The sequence below is a fragment of the Pseudarthrobacter sp. NCCP-2145 genome (assembly GCF_023708005.1).
GTDB classification, from domain to species: Bacteria; Actinomycetota; Actinomycetes; order Actinomycetales; family Micrococcaceae; genus Arthrobacter; species Arthrobacter oxydans.
Map to the genome: position 1 here is coordinate 74,137 of NZ_BRCG01000013.1, position 14,455 is coordinate 88,591.

The 14,455-nt window shown below is 67.1% G+C and carries 14 protein-coding genes; 7 read left to right on the forward strand and 7 right to left on the reverse strand.

The genetic code is table 11. The features are described from left to right. Nucleotides 1–145: 145 nt before the first annotated feature. The 4 genes from NFU08_RS12745 to speB all read right to left on the reverse strand — a co-directional run bounded on the left by NFU08_RS12745 (nucleotide 146) and on the right by speB (nucleotide 5,179). Nucleotides 146–1,756 carry an MFS transporter gene (locus NFU08_RS12745; RefSeq protein ID WP_309296839.1) on the reverse strand — a complete coding sequence of 537 codons (1,611 nt, stop codon included), beginning with the start codon at nucleotides 1,754–1,756 and terminating at the stop codon, nucleotides 146–148. A gap of 10 nt (nucleotides 1,757–1,766) precedes the next feature. Next, a complete protein-coding gene (locus NFU08_RS12750) occupies nucleotides 1,767–2,240 on the reverse strand; it encodes a MarR family winged helix-turn-helix transcriptional regulator (RefSeq protein ID WP_066280320.1) in 474 nt (157 codons plus the stop codon). 151 nt (nucleotides 2,241–2,391) lie between these two features. Next, on the reverse strand, nucleotides 2,392–4,110 hold the full coding sequence (locus NFU08_RS12755) for a thiamine pyrophosphate-binding protein (protein WP_251423805.1): 1,719 nt from the start codon (nucleotides 4,108–4,110) through the stop codon (nucleotides 2,392–2,394). Nucleotides 4,111–4,114: 4 nt separating this feature from the next. After that, entirely contained in the window at nucleotides 4,115–5,179 is a 1,065-nt protein-coding gene (gene speB / locus NFU08_RS12760; RefSeq protein ID WP_251423807.1) for an agmatinase, read from the reverse strand. A gap of 244 nt (nucleotides 5,180–5,423) precedes the next feature. On the opposite strand from speB, the gene NFU08_RS12765 reads away from it, so the two are divergent. After that, nucleotides 5,424–6,080, forward strand: coding sequence for an endonuclease domain-containing protein (locus tag NFU08_RS12765; protein ID WP_251423810.1), 657 nt, complete (start codon nucleotides 5,424–5,426; stop codon nucleotides 6,078–6,080). A gap of 131 nt (nucleotides 6,081–6,211) precedes the next feature. Here NFU08_RS12765 and NFU08_RS12770 read toward each other — a convergent pair whose 3' ends face one another. Beyond that, nucleotides 6,212–6,787, reverse strand: coding sequence for a cupin domain-containing protein (locus NFU08_RS12770; protein WP_104186205.1), 576 nt, complete (start codon nucleotides 6,785–6,787; stop codon nucleotides 6,212–6,214). Nucleotides 6,788–7,055: 268 nt separating this feature from the next. Here NFU08_RS12770 and NFU08_RS12775 point away from each other — a divergent pair, with 268 nt between their 5' ends. Next, a complete protein-coding gene (locus NFU08_RS12775) occupies nucleotides 7,056–8,573 on the forward strand; it encodes a sodium:solute symporter (protein ID WP_251423813.1) in 1,518 nt (505 codons plus the stop codon). A 100-nt stretch (nucleotides 8,574–8,673) separates the two neighbouring features. On the opposite strand, the gene NFU08_RS12780 is transcribed toward NFU08_RS12775, so the two are convergent. Further along, the gene (locus tag NFU08_RS12780) at nucleotides 8,674–8,901 is read right to left on the reverse strand and encodes a hypothetical protein (protein ID WP_251423816.1); all 228 of its coding nucleotides are present in this window, start codon (nucleotides 8,899–8,901) and stop codon (nucleotides 8,674–8,676) included. A 277-nt stretch (nucleotides 8,902–9,178) separates the two neighbouring features. On the opposite strand from NFU08_RS12780, the gene NFU08_RS12785 reads away from it, so the two are divergent. Further along, complete coding sequence (locus tag NFU08_RS12785) at nucleotides 9,179–10,318, forward strand: VIT1/CCC1 transporter family protein (RefSeq protein ID WP_251423901.1); 1,140 nt, start codon at nucleotides 9,179–9,181, stop codon at nucleotides 10,316–10,318. Continuing rightward, complete coding sequence (locus tag NFU08_RS12790) at nucleotides 10,318–11,250, forward strand: matrixin family metalloprotease (protein WP_174175965.1); 933 nt, start codon at nucleotides 10,318–10,320, stop codon at nucleotides 11,248–11,250. The genes NFU08_RS12785 and NFU08_RS12790 overlap by 1 nt, the downstream gene beginning before the upstream one ends. 20 nt (nucleotides 11,251–11,270) lie before the next feature. Here the strand turns inward: NFU08_RS12790 and NFU08_RS12795 are convergent, their stop codons facing one another. Next, nucleotides 11,271–12,410 carry an LOG family protein gene (locus NFU08_RS12795; RefSeq protein WP_174175967.1) on the reverse strand — a complete coding sequence of 380 codons (1,140 nt, stop codon included), beginning with the start codon at nucleotides 12,408–12,410 and terminating at the stop codon, nucleotides 11,271–11,273. A 171-nt stretch (nucleotides 12,411–12,581) separates the two neighbouring features. On the opposite strand from NFU08_RS12795, the gene NFU08_RS12800 reads away from it, so the two are divergent. Genes NFU08_RS12800 through NFU08_RS12810 form a run of 3 tightly spaced genes read left to right on the forward strand, consistent with a single transcriptional unit; the run spans nucleotide 12,582 to nucleotide 14,452 of the window. Continuing rightward, nucleotides 12,582–13,322, forward strand: coding sequence for a GntR family transcriptional regulator (locus NFU08_RS12800; protein WP_174175969.1), 741 nt, complete (start codon nucleotides 12,582–12,584; stop codon nucleotides 13,320–13,322). An 18-nt stretch (nucleotides 13,323–13,340) separates the two neighbouring features. Then, nucleotides 13,341–14,234 (forward strand): 5-deoxy-glucuronate isomerase, encoded by an 894-nt coding sequence (gene iolB / locus NFU08_RS12805; RefSeq protein ID WP_251423819.1) that lies wholly within the window; start codon nucleotides 13,341–13,343, stop codon nucleotides 14,232–14,234. A 26-nt stretch (nucleotides 14,235–14,260) separates the two neighbouring features. Then, nucleotides 14,261–14,452, forward strand: a complete 192-nt coding sequence (locus tag NFU08_RS12810) for a hypothetical protein (RefSeq protein WP_251423823.1) — start codon at nucleotides 14,261–14,263, stop codon at nucleotides 14,450–14,452. The last annotated feature ends 3 nt before the right edge of the window (nucleotides 14,453–14,455 follow it).

Here is a 14,455-nt window from a genome sequence, read left to right on the forward strand (position 1 = left end):
GAGTTTGATGATGGGTTCGCAAAGAGTAGGAGGCTTAAGTAGTAGCAGCCGGGGCCGACATCCTCAGCCTTCCCACTCTACGAAACTCCTTCCCGTGGTGAAACAGGCCCCGGGAAAGATCATCCGCGGGGAGTACCCCTCAGGGTCACCTGCCTGCCGTGGCGAGCTCCGCCGTCGTGCCCTTATCCCCGGCACCCGGCTGGATGTCCACCGTGCGCCGGAGGGGCTTCTCCTTGATAAACAGCACGGACACCAGCGCCACGACGGCCACGGCAGCCGAGATCAGGAACACCTCCGCCGTGGCGTCACCATAGGCAGCCCGCATGATGTCGCGGACAGGTTCCGGCATGTGCGCCAGGTCCATGCTGGCACCGGCCGCGCCTCCCTCAACGGGGATGCCTGCGGTTGCCAAGCCCTGCGTGGCCAGCTCGCTCACCCGGTTGGCCAGGATGGCGCCCAGGACGGAGACACCGATGGCGCCGCCCACGGACCGGAAGAAGGCAACCGAGGCACTTGCCGTGCCGATGTCTGACGCCCGGACAGTGTTCTGCACGGCCAGGACAAGGTTCTGCATCAGCATGCCCAGGCCGAGGCCCAGCACTGCGGTGAAGGCCCCTGCGTGCCAGAGTTCGGTGGTGTGGTCCAGGGTTCCGGACAGTCCCAGCCCGCCGATCAGCAGGATGGAGCCGGCGATCAGGTAGCCCTTCCACTTGCCCGTCCGGCTGATCAGCTGTCCGGAGACCACTGAACCGACCAGGTTTCCGGCGATCATCGGAAGGGTCAGGAGCCCGGCTTCCGTGGGGCTGGCACCGCGCGCCACCTGGAAGTACTGCCCCAGGAAGGTGGAGGACCCGAACATTGCCACGCCCACGGCCACGGAGGCGAGGATGGCCAGCGCCGTGGTGCGCTCAGAGATGATCTTGAGCGGGATGATGGGCTGCTCCACCTTGGATTCCACCAGCACCAGCAGGGCCAGCAGGAGGATTCCGCCGCCCACCATGACGGCGGTCTGCCACGAAATCCAGTCGTAGTAGGCGGGATTGCCGGCGAACGAGACCCAGATCAGCAGGAGGCTCACGCCGGAGGTCAGCAGGATGGAGCCCAGCCAGTCAATCTTGGCGGGTCGGCGCACGTGGCTGATCTTGAGGGTGACCTGCAGCAGGATGAGGGCGACGACGGCGAGCGGCACGCAAACGAAGAAGGTCCAGCGCCAGCCGAGCGGGCTGTCCACGATGAAGCCGCCCAGCAGCGGTCCGCCGGCGGTGCCGACTGCCATGACCGCTCCCATGTACCCGGAGTATTTCCCGCGGTTCCGCGGCGGGATCATGGTGCCGATGATGGCCTGGGACAGAGCAGTGAGTCCGCCCATGGCCACGCCCTGGATCACGCGGGCACCCAGCAGCAGCGGGATGGTTTGGGACAGGCCGGCCATGACGGAGCCGGCCACGAAGATGATGATGCTGAGCTGGACCAGGACCTTCTTGTTGTAGAGGTCTGCGAGTTTGCCCCAGATGGGGGTGGTGGCGGCGTTGGCCAGCAGCGCTGCGGTGATGACCCAGGCGAAGTCGGTCTGCGTGCCGTGCAGGTCGGACATGATGGTGGGCAGCGCGTTGGCCACGATGGTGCTGCTGAGGATCGCCGTGAAGAAGGCGGCAAGGAGACCGGTGAGGGCTTCCATGATCTGGCGGTGGGACATCTCGGGCGGAGTGCCTGCTGGGGCGCCGGCTGATGTGGCGGGGGCGGCAGTTCTTGCCATAGGTCTGCTCCTAAGCGGTGGTTGTGATGGTGCCGGCCGCCGTTGCCCGGGCTGATTGTTTGAGTGATTCGGTGAGCTTGTGCAGGATCCTGGCCGTGTTACCGGCGTCTTCCTCGCTCCAGTCGCGCAGGTAGTCCTGCAGGACCGCCGTCCGCTGGTCCTCGATGTGGCGGAGTTTCTCCGCCCCCAGGGGCGTCAGGGCAACCAGCTGGGCACGGCCGTCGTCCGGGTCCTGCCTGCGGACCACCAGCCCATGCTCCTCCAGGTCCGCGATGTGCCGGCTGAGCACCGGCGCGCTGACTCCCAGCCGCTCAGCGAGGCGCGTGGCCCTGGCCTCCCCCTCCCCCACGAAGCGCAGCACGCCCTGGAGCGCCACACCTGTGTCCTGCCCGCGCACGCTGGCCGTGGCGATGCACCGCACCGCCCGCTGGAGATCGAAGATTTGGTACACAAGATCCGCTGCCGTATCCGGCGCTACTGCCATGGTTGAAGGGCTCCTCAGTTGTTTGCCTGAAGCAACCATATCTTAAACTCGTTGCTTTGGGAAACTAAACGCTCCCGGCGGGGCACGCAAAAGGCCCCAGCTCAATGCGAGCTGGGGCCTTTGGGGCGTCCGGGTGTGGAGGAGCAGGCGGTCATTCCGCCAGGTGCGTGGGCGCAAACATCTTCAGCAGGGTTTCCACCACGACGACGTTCGGCCCGTCAGCGGCGAATCCTGCCCTCAGCGCGTCCCCCACGCCCTCCGGCGCCACCTTGACGGCAGGCACACCGAACGCCTCGGCAAGTTTGACGAAGTCCGGGCGGGCCAATTCGGTGGCCGTGGCTTTGCCGAAGGCGCCCACCATGTATTCGCGGAGGATGCCGTAGCCGCCGTCGTCCACAATCAGCCAGGTGACCGGAACGTTGTGCTGCCTCGCGGTGGCAAGTTCGGAGATGGAGTACATCGAGGATCCGTCACCGGACACTGCGAGTACCCGGGCAGAGCCGGAGGGCCTGCCAACAGTTTCGAGTCCCACGGCCGCGCCGATGGCTGCCGGGAACCCGAAGCCCAGCCCGCCGGCGCCCTGGGCTGAATGGAACTGGCCCTCGCGGGCGTCCCAGCAGCTCCAGCCCCAGTAGGCCGCGATGGTCATGTCCCAGAAGGTCTGCATGTCCGCCGGCACCGCCTCGCGGATGTCCGCCATGAACTTCAGTTCCTTGGACAGGTCCTGCGACTCCAGGCGTGCGCGGACCTTCGCCAGGGATTCCCTGACCAGCTCCTCGGGCGGTTTTCCGTGCCAGATCGGCATTGTCCGGCCCGCCCCGGCGTCCAGGGCTTCATCAAGGGCGGCGAGCGCCTGGCCTGCGTCTGCCCGGATCCCCAGCCCGGGGCGGTTGGACTCCAGGACCCTCGGTTCGGCGTCGATCTGGATAATCCGGCCGCGGGGCTCGAACGTGAAGTAGTTGGAGGTAACCTCGCCCAGGGATGATCCGATCACCACCAGGACATCCGCGTCCTCCAGCAGGTCGGTCATGTAGCGGTCCTCGATCCAGGACTGCAGCGAGAGCTCATGGTTCCAGGGAAAGGCACCGTTCCCGCCCGGAGTGCAGATCACGGGAGCACGAAGCTTCTCGGCAATCGAGAGCAGGGACTTTTCGGCCCGGCCCCGCCGCGTGCCGCCGCCGGCGATGATGGCCGGACGTTCCGCGGACTGCAGCCACTTCACGGCTTCCCGGACCAGCTCCACCCGGGGTGGATTGTCCGCCGCCTCGGCGAGCGCATCCTCCACCGGGGGCACCATGATGGGATCGAGCAGGACGTTCTGCGGAATCTCCAGCCAGACCGGACCCTGGGGCGAGGAGATCGCCTCGGTCCAGGCGTCCTGGATGGCAGAGGGGATGCCGGAGGCGTGCTGAATCAGCCGCTGGCTCTTGGTGACGTTGGCCGCGGACGCCTTCTGGTCATCGAGCTGGTGCAGCATGCCCTTGCGCCTGGCCCCCAGGCCCTCGAGCGGGATCTGGCTGGCCACCACAACCATGGGAACCCCCGTGGCGTAGGCTTCCTGCAGCCCGGCCAGGGACGTCAGCGCGCCGGGACCGGTGGACAGGAACAGGACACCCACCTCGCCCGTTGCGCGGGAATACCCGTCCGCGGCGAATGCACTGTTGTTTTCCACCCGTGAAGAGACGAACTGCAGGTTGCCGCGGCCCATGGCGTCGAAGAGGCCCAGGGCATGCTGGCCGGGGATGCCAAAGACGGTCTTGGCGCCCAGCGCCTCAAGGGTTTCGACGACGAGGTCCCCGCCGTTGCGCACACCCTCGCCCGGATTCTTTTCAGCCTGTGCTGCCGCCCCATCCGCAGTGACGTCGCCCATCCGGCTACTCCTTGCCTGCCGGTGCGAACCCCGCCGGACGGCGGGATTCCTGGCCCAGGGCCTGGGCGGCGTACCCGTTGGCCGCTCCAAAGCGGTCCCCTGCCACGGCGTTGTCGGCCATCAGCGTGACCAGTTCGTAGGCGACATGGCTGGCGGCCACGCCGGTGATCTCGGCATGGTCGTAGGCGGGGGCCACCTCCACGATGTCCGCTCCCACGAGGTTCATGCCTCGGAAGCCGCGGATGATTTCCAGAAGCTCCCGGCTGGTGATGCCGCCGGCCTCGGGAGTGCCGGTGCCCGGGGCGTGGGCGGGGTCCAGGACGTCGATGTCAACGGAGATGTACAGCGGGCGGTTGCCGATCCGGTCACGGACCTTCGCCACCGTTTCCAGGACGCCCTGGTAGTAGACATCGGCAGAGGTGACGATGCCGAACCCAAAGCGATGGTCGTCGTCGAGGTCCTTTTTACCGTAGAGGGGGCCGCGGGTGCCGATGTGGCTGATGGCTTCCGTGTCCAGGATGCCTTCCTCGACGGCGCGGCGGAACGGGGTGCCGTGCGTGTACTCGGCTCCAAAGTAGGTGTCCCAGGTATCCAGGTGCGCATCAAAGTGCAGCATGGCGATGGGCCCGCCGGCACGCTCGGCAGCGGCGCGGAGGAGCGGCAGGGCGATGGTGTGGTCGCCGCCCAGGGTCACCAGCTTGCCGCCGCCTGCCGTGAGGTCCAGGGCGTTCTGCTGGATGGTTTCGATGGCCTCGTTGATGTTGAAGGGGTTGACGGCCATGTCCCCGGCGTCGGCTACCTGGATGTTCTCGAAGGGGCTGACGTCCCATGCCGGGTTGTACGGGCGCAGGAGCCGGCTTGCTTCACGGACGTGGTTTGCACCGAAGCGGGCCCCCGGGCGGTACGAGACGCCGGAATCGAAAGGCACACCCACCACCGTGACGTCGGCCTTGGCCACCTGGTCCAGGCGGGGAAGGCGGGCATAGGTGGCGGCTCCCGCGTAACGGGGAATCCTGGATGAATCGATGGGGCCAAGGTTGCCGTTGGCTTCGATGCGCAGCTCTTCCAATGGAGGCCTCTCCTTCGAGGAGTTGAGGGACTGGTGTGACTGCAATCATACAGGTGGTTTCCCTATGTGCATCACTTGTTTACTTCATCGGCAGGGGTCCCGCCCTGGTTCCTCTATCCATGCGCGCTCCTCCGCAGTTGCCCCGGGCCCCTCCCCTTCTGCACTACGCAGCCCGCGGGCGGGGGGGCGCTCTGCCGGGAAGCACCGAGCGTGCGCCTTCCTCGCGCCCGGCTGCACCAAAGAGTTGGCGGCAGCCATCCACCACAACGCGCGGCTGACCTGCGCGAGCGCAGCGCTGCACTATGGGCTCTGGCTCAGGAAGCCGCCAGCCCAACTGCACCTGGCCTGCAACCATGGCCACGGTGCAGGGTTCATCCGGCACCGATCGGTGCGCTTCAGCGGCCACCCAACCCTGCCGGTGGCGGGCGTCGAAGACGTCGTGCTGCACGCACTGGGATGCCTGCCGCGGCCGGCGTCAACCGCCCTGGCGACATCGGCCATCCGGCTCTACAGCCTGCCGTTGGAGCTTCTGAAACAGGAACTCCGCGCGGACCGGTCCGCGCCGGTACTGCGGGCCCTCCGGGATCTGGATCTCCGCGCCGAATCCATCGTTGAAGTGGACGCCCAGCATCTTTTCCGGTTGAACGGCATCGACTTTGACGCGCAGGTCCACTTACCCGGAATTGGACGGGTGGACTTCCTCCTCAACGGCTTCCTTATCGTGGAGATCGACGGCTACGCGTTCCACTCCAAGCGTGCCGACATGCTCAGGGACCGGGACAGGAACAATTCCTCAACGGTTAAGGGCTACGCCGTTCTCCGCTACATGCCCGAGCACATCTGGTTCAACCCAGAGCAGGTTGTCTCCGAGATCAGGGCTGCCCTGGCATCCCGAGGCTGACCAGCGGACGCTCCCGCCCAGTTTCCTGCGGTGGCCGAGGGCCGGCCGGGCGCGGTGCAGCGCAAATCCGCGGAGCGCGGCCGGGCAACCGGGCGGGAGCGCACAGGGCGGCCGGGCAACCGGGCAGGAACTCAGCGGCTGGCGGCCGGCACCAGGACCCAGAGAACCTCGACGGGCTTGTCGGTGGGGTTGATCCAGGTGTGCGGCTCGCGGCCGGGAAAGGTGACGGTGTCCCCTGCACTGAGGTCGTATTCCTCGTTGGTGAGGATCAACCGGATACTGCCCTTGATCACATGCAGGACGTCAACGTCGCAGTCCACAGCGTAGAGCTCGGATTCGCCGCGGCCGTGCGGTTCGATGCAGGCCTGGATGATCTGGACGCGCCGTTCCGAGCGGGCGGTGAGGAGCCGCTCCACGATGCCCTGGCCGCCCAGCGAGATCCGCGGCCCGTCATTGCGCTTGGTCAGGTGCGTCTCGGGCGCCGCAAAGAGGTCTCCCACCGAGACCGAGAGGACCTGGCACAGTGTGACCAGGGAGGCCACAGACGGGGATGTAAGGTCGCGCTCCACCCTGCTGAGGAATCCCTTGGTCAGCCCTGTCGCGTCAGCAACCTGCTCAATGGTCAGCCGCTGCGACTGCCGGGCGGCCCGGATCCTCGAGCCGATAGCCACTGGAACGTTGCTCGGCTCAACTGGCAGTGCCTTCATCTACGAACCTTTCATGGCCGGCAGCCCGGCCCCACTTTGGAGCAATACTAGTGGCCGGCCCCTTCTGTGACGCCTCATTGCACGCGTGGCCCGTGGTCCAACGCGGTCTTGACTGTTATCACCGTCACAGCCTACGCTTTGGAAACACTTGTTGCCTATAGAGCAATAGCCGAGAATCCCCTCTCACTCCCCAAAATCCCGCAGCGGCACCCGGTCCACCGTCACTCCGGTGTGCCCCACGCTGCCAACACGCTCCAAGGAGCCCAACATGGATGCAAGTTTCATCAACATCGCCATCGTGGTGGTGTACCTGCTCGCGATGCTGGCCTTCGGCTGGTGGGGCAAGTCCCGCACCAAGAACAACAGCGACTTCCTGGTGGCCGGCCGCCGCCTCGGGCCCTTCCTCTATACCGGGACCATGGCCGCCGTCGTCCTGGGCGGCGCCTCCACCGTGGGCGGTGTGGGCCTCGGCTACAAATTCGGCATCTCCGGCATGTGGCTGGTGGTGGCCATCGGCGCCGGCGTCCTGCTGCTGAGCCTCCTCTTTGCCGGAACCATCCAAAAGCTGAAGATCTATACGGTCTCCCAGATGCTTACCCTGCGCTACGGCAGCAGGGCCACGGAGGCCTCCGGCATTGTAATGCTCGCCTACACCCTCATGCTGTGTGCCACGTCCACCGGCGCCTACGCCACCATCTTCGTGGTGCTCTTCGATTGGGAGCGTCCGATTGCGATCGCCGTCGGCGGAGCCATCGTGCTGGTCTACTCGACGGTGGGCGGCATGTGGTCCATCACCCTGGCCGACCAGGTGCAGTTCATCATCAAGACCGTGGGCATCTTCTTCCTGATGCTGCCCTTCACGCTCAACGCGGCGGGTGGCTTTGAGGGGATCCGCAGCCGGGTGGACGAGAGTTTCTTCCAGATCGACGGCATCGGCGTCCAGACGATCATCACGTACTTCGTTGTCTACACCCTGGGCCTGCTGATCGGCCAGGACATCTGGCAGCGCGTCTTCACGGCGAAGACCCCCACCGTGGCACGCTGGGGCGGCGCCACCGCAGGCATCTACTGCATCCTCTACGGAGTTGCCGGCGCCCTGATCGGCATGGCCGCCAGCGTGGCCCTTGCCGGCGTCGACATCGCAGTCAAGGACGACGTCTACGCGGAGGTGGCCCAGACGCTGCTTCCCGTCGGCATCGGCGGGCTGGTCCTGGCAGCAGCCGTGGCAGCGATGATGTCCACCGCGTCAGGCGCCCTCATCGCCGCCGCAACCGTGGCCCGTGCCGACGTCCTGCCGTTCGTTGCCAGCTGGTTCGGCAAGGACATCAACACGGACGACTCGGACAACCCCGAGCACGACGTCAAGGCCAACCGCATCTGGGTCCTCGCGCTGGGAATCATCGCCATCGTCATCGCCATCATCACCAAGGACGTGGTGGCAGCCCTGACCATTGCCTACGACATCCTGGTGGGCGGCCTCCTCGTGGCGATCCTCGGCGGCCTGGTCTGGAAGCGCGGTACGGGCATCGCTGCGGCTGCATCCATGGCCGTGGGTTCCGTGGTGACGCTGGGCACCATGATCATCCTGGAAATCAACGCCAAGGCACCGCTGGACGGCATCTACGCGAACGAGCCCATCTACTACGGCCTGCTGGCGTCCGCCCTGGTCTACGTTGCGGTTTCCCTGCTGAGCAAACCGACCGACCCGCAGGTAATGCGCAACTGGCAGCGCCGGGTGGCAGGACAGGCCGCAGAAGAAGCCCCCCTTCCCACCGCTGCCCGCTAGGCCCCGGCAGGATAGGACAACAGGAGCAACGCACGACGGCGGCACCCCACCTTCGCTTTCCGGCGAAGGAGAGGTGCCGCCGTCGTTGTGTCCTGGTTTCCTAGTCGGTTTCGCGGACCTCGTCAGGGTCATCCAACGGGACCACTCGGTCCTCGGCGTCGACCACGACGGGAGGCACCTGGACCACCGGCTCTTCCTCGTCCAGGAGTTCGTCCTCGGTACCCCAGTCGTCCTCAACTACCGGTGCATCCTCGGCGTAGTCATAGGCGGGATCCGCCTCTACGGCATCCAGGTGCGGCATGTCCGGGTGCTGTCCGGTGGTGCTCATGATTGAACCTCCGTTTGTTCGCCTGACGTGCTCTTTCAGTGAGGGCGCTGGACGCGCCACACCTTCATCACAGCACCGCACTGCAGAGGGGTCAATAGCGTGCCGCGGGACCCATGGATCCCGCCATGTTTAAGGCACACCGAAATATCCGGAGGAGGCTGACCGGCCAAAAATCCGCGGATTTTCGCAGTAAGCTTGCACTGCAATGGGGCCGCACCATGCCCCATCCAGCCCAGGAGTTTCCGTGTCTCAGCACGCCAGGTTCAACCGCCACGCCATGCCGCAAGCGTCGCAACCCTCACCGCCCCAGGACCAAGCCGGCGCACGCCAGCAGGGCCAGCCCTCGCCGTCGGACGTCAAGCGGTGGCGGCAATACCTCGCGGACGAACGGGCAGAAGCCGCCGTCTACCGAGACCTGGCACAGAACCGCCAGGGCGAAGAGCGCGACATCCTCCTGGCCCTGGCCGAAGCCGAGGGCCGCCATGAAGCACACTGGCTGGGACTGCTGGGGGAGCGTGCGGGCAAGCCCCGGCGCGCCTCGCTGCGCAGCCGGATGCTGGGGTTCCTGGCCCGCCACTTCGGGTCGGTGTTTGTGCTGGCCCTGGCCCAGCGCGCAGAGGGCCGCTCCCCCTACGCCAAGGACCCCAACGCCACGGATGCGATGGCGGCGGACGAGCAGATCCATGAGGAAGTGGTCCGCGGACTGGCAACCCGGGGACGCAACAGACTGGCGGGCACGTTCCGGGCCGCCGTGTTCGGCGCGAATGACGGCCTGGTCAGCAACCTGTCGCTGGTGATGGGCATGGCCGCGTCCGGCGTCGCCAGCAGTGTGGTGCTGCTCAGCGGAATCGCGGGGCTGCTGGCCGGAGCCATGTCCATGGGCGCCGGGGAGTTCATCTCAGTCCGGTCGCAGCGCGAACTGCTGGCCGCAACGCGCCCCACCCAGGTCACCCTGCTGGCGGCCCCCAAACTGGACCTGGAACACAACGAACTGCTGCTGGTGTACCTGGCCCGGGGCATGACCCAGGAAGCAGCCGAGCACCGGGTGGCCGAACGTATGGGCCTGCTGCCCTGCGACTGCGATCCCAGCCTGTCGCTGCAGCCGGAACTGCCCGACGTCGAGGACCAGCATGAAGCCGTGGGGACCGCGTGGGGCGCTGCCCTGTCCAGCTTCTGCTTCTTTGCCTCCGGCGCGATCGTTCCAATCCTGCCGTTCCTGTTTGGCCTGACCGGCGTCGCCGCCCTGGTGACGGCGGGCATTCTGGTGGGCCTCGCCCTCCTGGTCACCGGCGCCACGGTGGGCCTTCTTTCCGGCACGTCGCCATTGACGCGTGGACTCCGCCAGCTGGCCATTGGCCTAGGCGCGGCAGCCGTCACCTACCTGCTGGGGCTGGCCTTCGGCACAGTTGTGGGCTAGTGGAGAACCGGCCGCCGCGCCGCGCGCCGTCGCGCCATGCGGGGAGCAAGGCCCGCCTGGGCGTGCGCCGGGTCGTGGAGCTGCTGCTCACCGCGGCGCTGACCGCGGGTGCTGTGTTCGGAGCAGCACTGGCACTCAATGACCCGCGCTTCAAGGAGTTGCTGAACGTCCGCATCGGCCCGGGAAACGGGCAGTCCGCCGGGCAGCAGGACCCCGGCAGCGCGGGGGAAGCAGGCCAGGTACCCCAGGCCGAGGGCCGGTTGGGCGCGCCTCCCCCGGGACTGGAGGAGTCGGACGCTCCCCTGGCCGCCGCAGACCCTCCGCCGCTGGGCAGCGATTCCTACCGCTTCCTCGCCGTCAACGGGGACGGCAGCCCGGTGGGGTATTCCCCCTGCCGGCCGCTGCACTACGTCATCAATGACGAGCTCGCACCGGCCGGCTCGCAGCAGCTGGTCACGGAATCCATCGCCACCATCTCCGCCGCCACCGGCATCCGGTTCATCTACGACGGCACCACCGCAGAGCAGCCCTCCCCCCAACGCCCGCCGTACCAGCCCGGGGCCTACGGCGAGCGCTGGGCGCCGCTGCTCATCGCCTGGACAACACCGGAGGTGGCTCCGCAGCTCAAGGGCAAGGTGATCGGGACCGGGGGCAGCACCCACTTCAGTTACGACGACGGCCCCAAGGCCTTCGTCACGGGCGGGCTGGACCTGGACGCGCCACAAATCGCCGATGAACTGCTGAACCCGGACGGCCACCTGTATGCACGGGCCGTGATCCTGCATGAGCTCAGCCACGTGATGGGCCTCGACCATGTGGACGACCCCACCCAACTGATGTATCCCGAGATCGGTACCCCCGAGGGACTGTCCGCCGGGGACCTCAACGGGCTCTATGAGCTCAGCAAGGCGCAGTGCCGGAAGGATCTCTGACCGGCCGGCTGCCCCACCGCTCAGGCGGACAGCCGCAGCACCTCCACCGCCTCCTGGACAGTGTCCACCAGGAAAATCCGGTCCTCCATCGGCCGGCCGGCCGCAAGGCTTTGCAGCATGGGCCAGGCCGGGTACTGGCGTTCCCAGTGGTGCCGGCCCACCAGCACCATGGGCGTCACCTTCTCCCGCGCCCCGTAGTAGTTTTCGCACGCATCCTGGAAGATCTCCTGGACGGTGCCGGCAGCTCCGGGCAGGAACACGATCCCTCCCGTGCACAGTTCCAGCAGGATCGCCTCCCGGATGGCATTGGCAAAGTATTTTGCGATGTGCGTGGCGAAGTAGTTGGGCGGCTCGTGCCCGTAGAACCAGGTGGGGATCCCAAGCGACGGCGTACCGCCGGGAAAGCGTTCGACGACGGCTGCCGCCGCCCGCGCCCACGCGGACACCGAGGGACGGAAGCCGGGGACGGAGGCGAGGATGTCCAGCGCCGCCTGCACGCCGTCGTCGTCCACTTCATTGAGGTACGCGCCGAGGTTCGCCGCCTCCATGGCCCCCGGTCCCCCGCCGGTGGCCACCACGTGCCCATCCTGCGCCAGGAGCCTGCCCAGCAGGGCGGCCTGGGCAAATTCGGTGCTGCCGCGCTGTGCGGCATGCCCGCCCATTACACCCACCATGGCCCGGCCGTGGAACGGGCCTGTCCGGGTCACATCGTCCAGGGCGTCGCCGATGGCGTGGTCGTGCAGCGCTGAGGCCAGGGTGGCGTCCAGCCGGTGCCGCATGCCTGGCTGGATGCTCCACTGGTAGATCCGGGCGTCCGGAAGGGCTTCGTAGGGGGCGTCGGGCAGCCCGGCGTACAGCTCCTGGGGTGAGTACAAATCGGCCCGGTAGGGGTTGAAGGGCACCGTCTCCAGCCGCGGGAAGATCAGTGCTCCCCGCCGCCGCAGCACGTCCTCCACCCCGTCGTCGAAGGTGCAGCCCAGGAAGATGGCACCCTCCACGTGCAGGCGCTGCAGTGCGCCGGTCCTCCCCCTCAGGTCCAGGGACTGCGCGTGCCAGCCGCGCATGTCCACCGCACCGGCGCTGACCAGGCGGTCGAAGCTGTCCAGGTCCTGCACTTCAAGGTTGTGCGGGTGGGGGCCCACGTTTCCGGAGAGGTTCACTCTCTAAACCTAAAGCAACGCGGCCCCGCTCCCCTTGACCCGGATGGCCGGACTGCTAGGATCGGAGAAGAAGAAAAGTATGTCCTATCAAGCAAACATATGGCGGCAAAGCGGCCGTTCGCGCCCCACCCGGGCGACAACGTCCGCGACAAGGAACATGAGGGAAGTACCGTGGCGCACAACCTGGGTCTCAGCATCGACCGCTCCTCCCCCGTCCCGCTCTACCACCAGGTGGTGCAGGGAATAGAGGCCGCAATCTTCAGCGGAGTGCTGGAGCCCGGCAGCCGGCTTGATAACGAAATTGACCTGGCCGCCCAGCTGAACCTTTCCCGCCCCACGATGCGCAAAGCCATGGATGAACTGGTCCGGTCCGGGCTGCTGGTGCGCAAACGCGGCGTCGGAACCCAGGTGGTATCAAGCCAGGTGCGCCGCCCGCTTGAGCTCTCCAGCCTCTACGACGACCTCACCAACAACGGCAAGAAGCCCACCACCGACGTCCTGAGCTTCGCCCACGTGGAGGCGGACGACGCCACCCTGGCCACCCTCCAGCTTCCGGCCGGCTCCAAGGTCTACCACTTCACCCGGCTGCGGAAAGTGGCAGGCAAACCCCTGGCGCTTATGGAGAACTGGGTCCGTGACGACATCGCCGAAATGGATGAAGCCACACTGTCCGCGGAAGGCCTCTATGCCATCCTGCGCCGCGGCGGCGTCAACTTCCGGCTCGCCAACCAGCGCATCGGCGCCGTGGTGGCCAACGACTACCAGGCCTCCCTCCTCGAGACCGCGCCCGGATCCGCGCTGGTGACCATGGAGCGTACTGCCACCGATGACACCGGCCGCCGCGTGGAAACCGGGCACCACGTCTACCGCGGGGATTCCTACAGCTTTGAAATGACACTCGTACAGCGCTAACGCAAGGAGCCACCCTCCATGACCAACTGGGTCTACCCACTGGGCACCGCCACCGACGGCACATGGGACGTCTCGATCGGTACCTCCGACTCGGCACTGTCCGTGGACGGCTGGGCACACACCGGGCTGAAAGTTGCCACGCTCGCCGCAGGGGCCGACGTCGTCCTTCCCGCCGCAGACGAGGAACGCATCGTGGTGCCCCTTAATGGACCCTTCACTGTCACGGTCGACGGCACCGCCTACCAACTGGACGGCCGCGCCTCCGTCTTCCACGGCCCCAGCGACGTTCTGTACTCCGGCACAGGACGCGCCGTCAGCATCCGCTCGGCCGACGGCGGGAGGGTAGCGGTAGCCACGGCGCCGGCGAAGGACGCGTACCCCACCCGCCTGGTGACCGCCGCCGAAACCCCGGTTGAGCTGCGCGGCGCGGGCAACTGCTCTCGGCAGGTCCACAACTTTGGCACACCGGCCGCACTGGAGGCTGACCGGTTCATCGTCTGCGAGGTCCTCACCCCCGCCGGCAACTGGTCCTCCTATCCCCCGCACAAGCACGACGAGGAGAAGGACGGCGAGACCCACCTCGAGGAGATCTACTACTTCGAGACGCGGGTGGCGGAGGGCTCGGCCGCTCCCGACGACGCGGACGCCATCGGCTACCAGCGCGTCTACGCCTCGGACGAGCGCCCCATCGACGTCTCTGCGGAGGTCCGCACCGGGGACGTTGTCCTGGTTCCCTACGGCTGGCACGGTCCTGCCATGGCCGCACCCGGGTACGACCTCTACTACCTGAACGTCATGGCCGGGCCCGGGCCCGTGCGCGAATGGCTCATCAGCGACGACCCCCACCATGGCTGGGTGCGGCGGACCTGGGACGGCCGGGACGTCGATCCGCGGCTCCCGTTCGGCGCCTGACCCCGGCATGGACGGGCGGTGGCATAGTGGAGCCTCTTCCTCGACCGCTGCCCTACCTGGCCCGCCGGGAAGGCTACCTGCACGCGATGAGGCAGTTCGGCCTTGAGCCGATGCTGATGCACAGCGACATGACGGAGCGCGGCGGGCGGGCTGTCATGGAGGCATTCCTGGCTTCCGGAGCCACCCTGCCTACGGCCATTTTTGCCCACCTGCCCTGATGG

Excerpts from the sequence above, each read along its gene's own strand:
- NFU08_RS12785 (WP_251423901.1), top strand. The coding sequence starts at position 9,179 with ATGCCGCAAGCGTCGCAACCCTCACCGCCCCAGGACCAAGCCGGCGCA.
- NFU08_RS12770 (WP_104186205.1), bottom strand. The coding sequence starts at position 6,787 with ATGAAGGCACTGCCAGTTGAGCCGAGCAACGTTCCAGTGGCTATCGGC.
- NFU08_RS12745 (WP_309296839.1), bottom strand. The coding sequence starts at position 1,756 with ATGGCAAGAACTGCCGCCCCCGCCACATCAGCCGGCGCCCCAGCAGGC.
- NFU08_RS12755 (WP_251423805.1), bottom strand. The coding sequence starts at position 4,110 with ATGGGCGACGTCACTGCGGATGGGGCGGCAGCACAGGCTGAAAAGAAT.
- NFU08_RS12780 (WP_251423816.1), bottom strand. The coding sequence starts at position 8,901 with ATGAGCACCACCGGACAGCACCCGGACATGCCGCACCTGGATGCCGTA.
- NFU08_RS12775 (WP_251423813.1), top strand. The coding sequence starts at position 7,056 with ATGGATGCAAGTTTCATCAACATCGCCATCGTGGTGGTGTACCTGCTC.
- NFU08_RS12750 (WP_066280320.1), bottom strand. The coding sequence starts at position 2,240 with ATGGCAGTAGCGCCGGATACGGCAGCGGATCTTGTGTACCAAATCTTC.
- iolB (WP_251423819.1), top strand. The coding sequence starts at position 13,341 with ATGACCAACTGGGTCTACCCACTGGGCACCGCCACCGACGGCACATGG.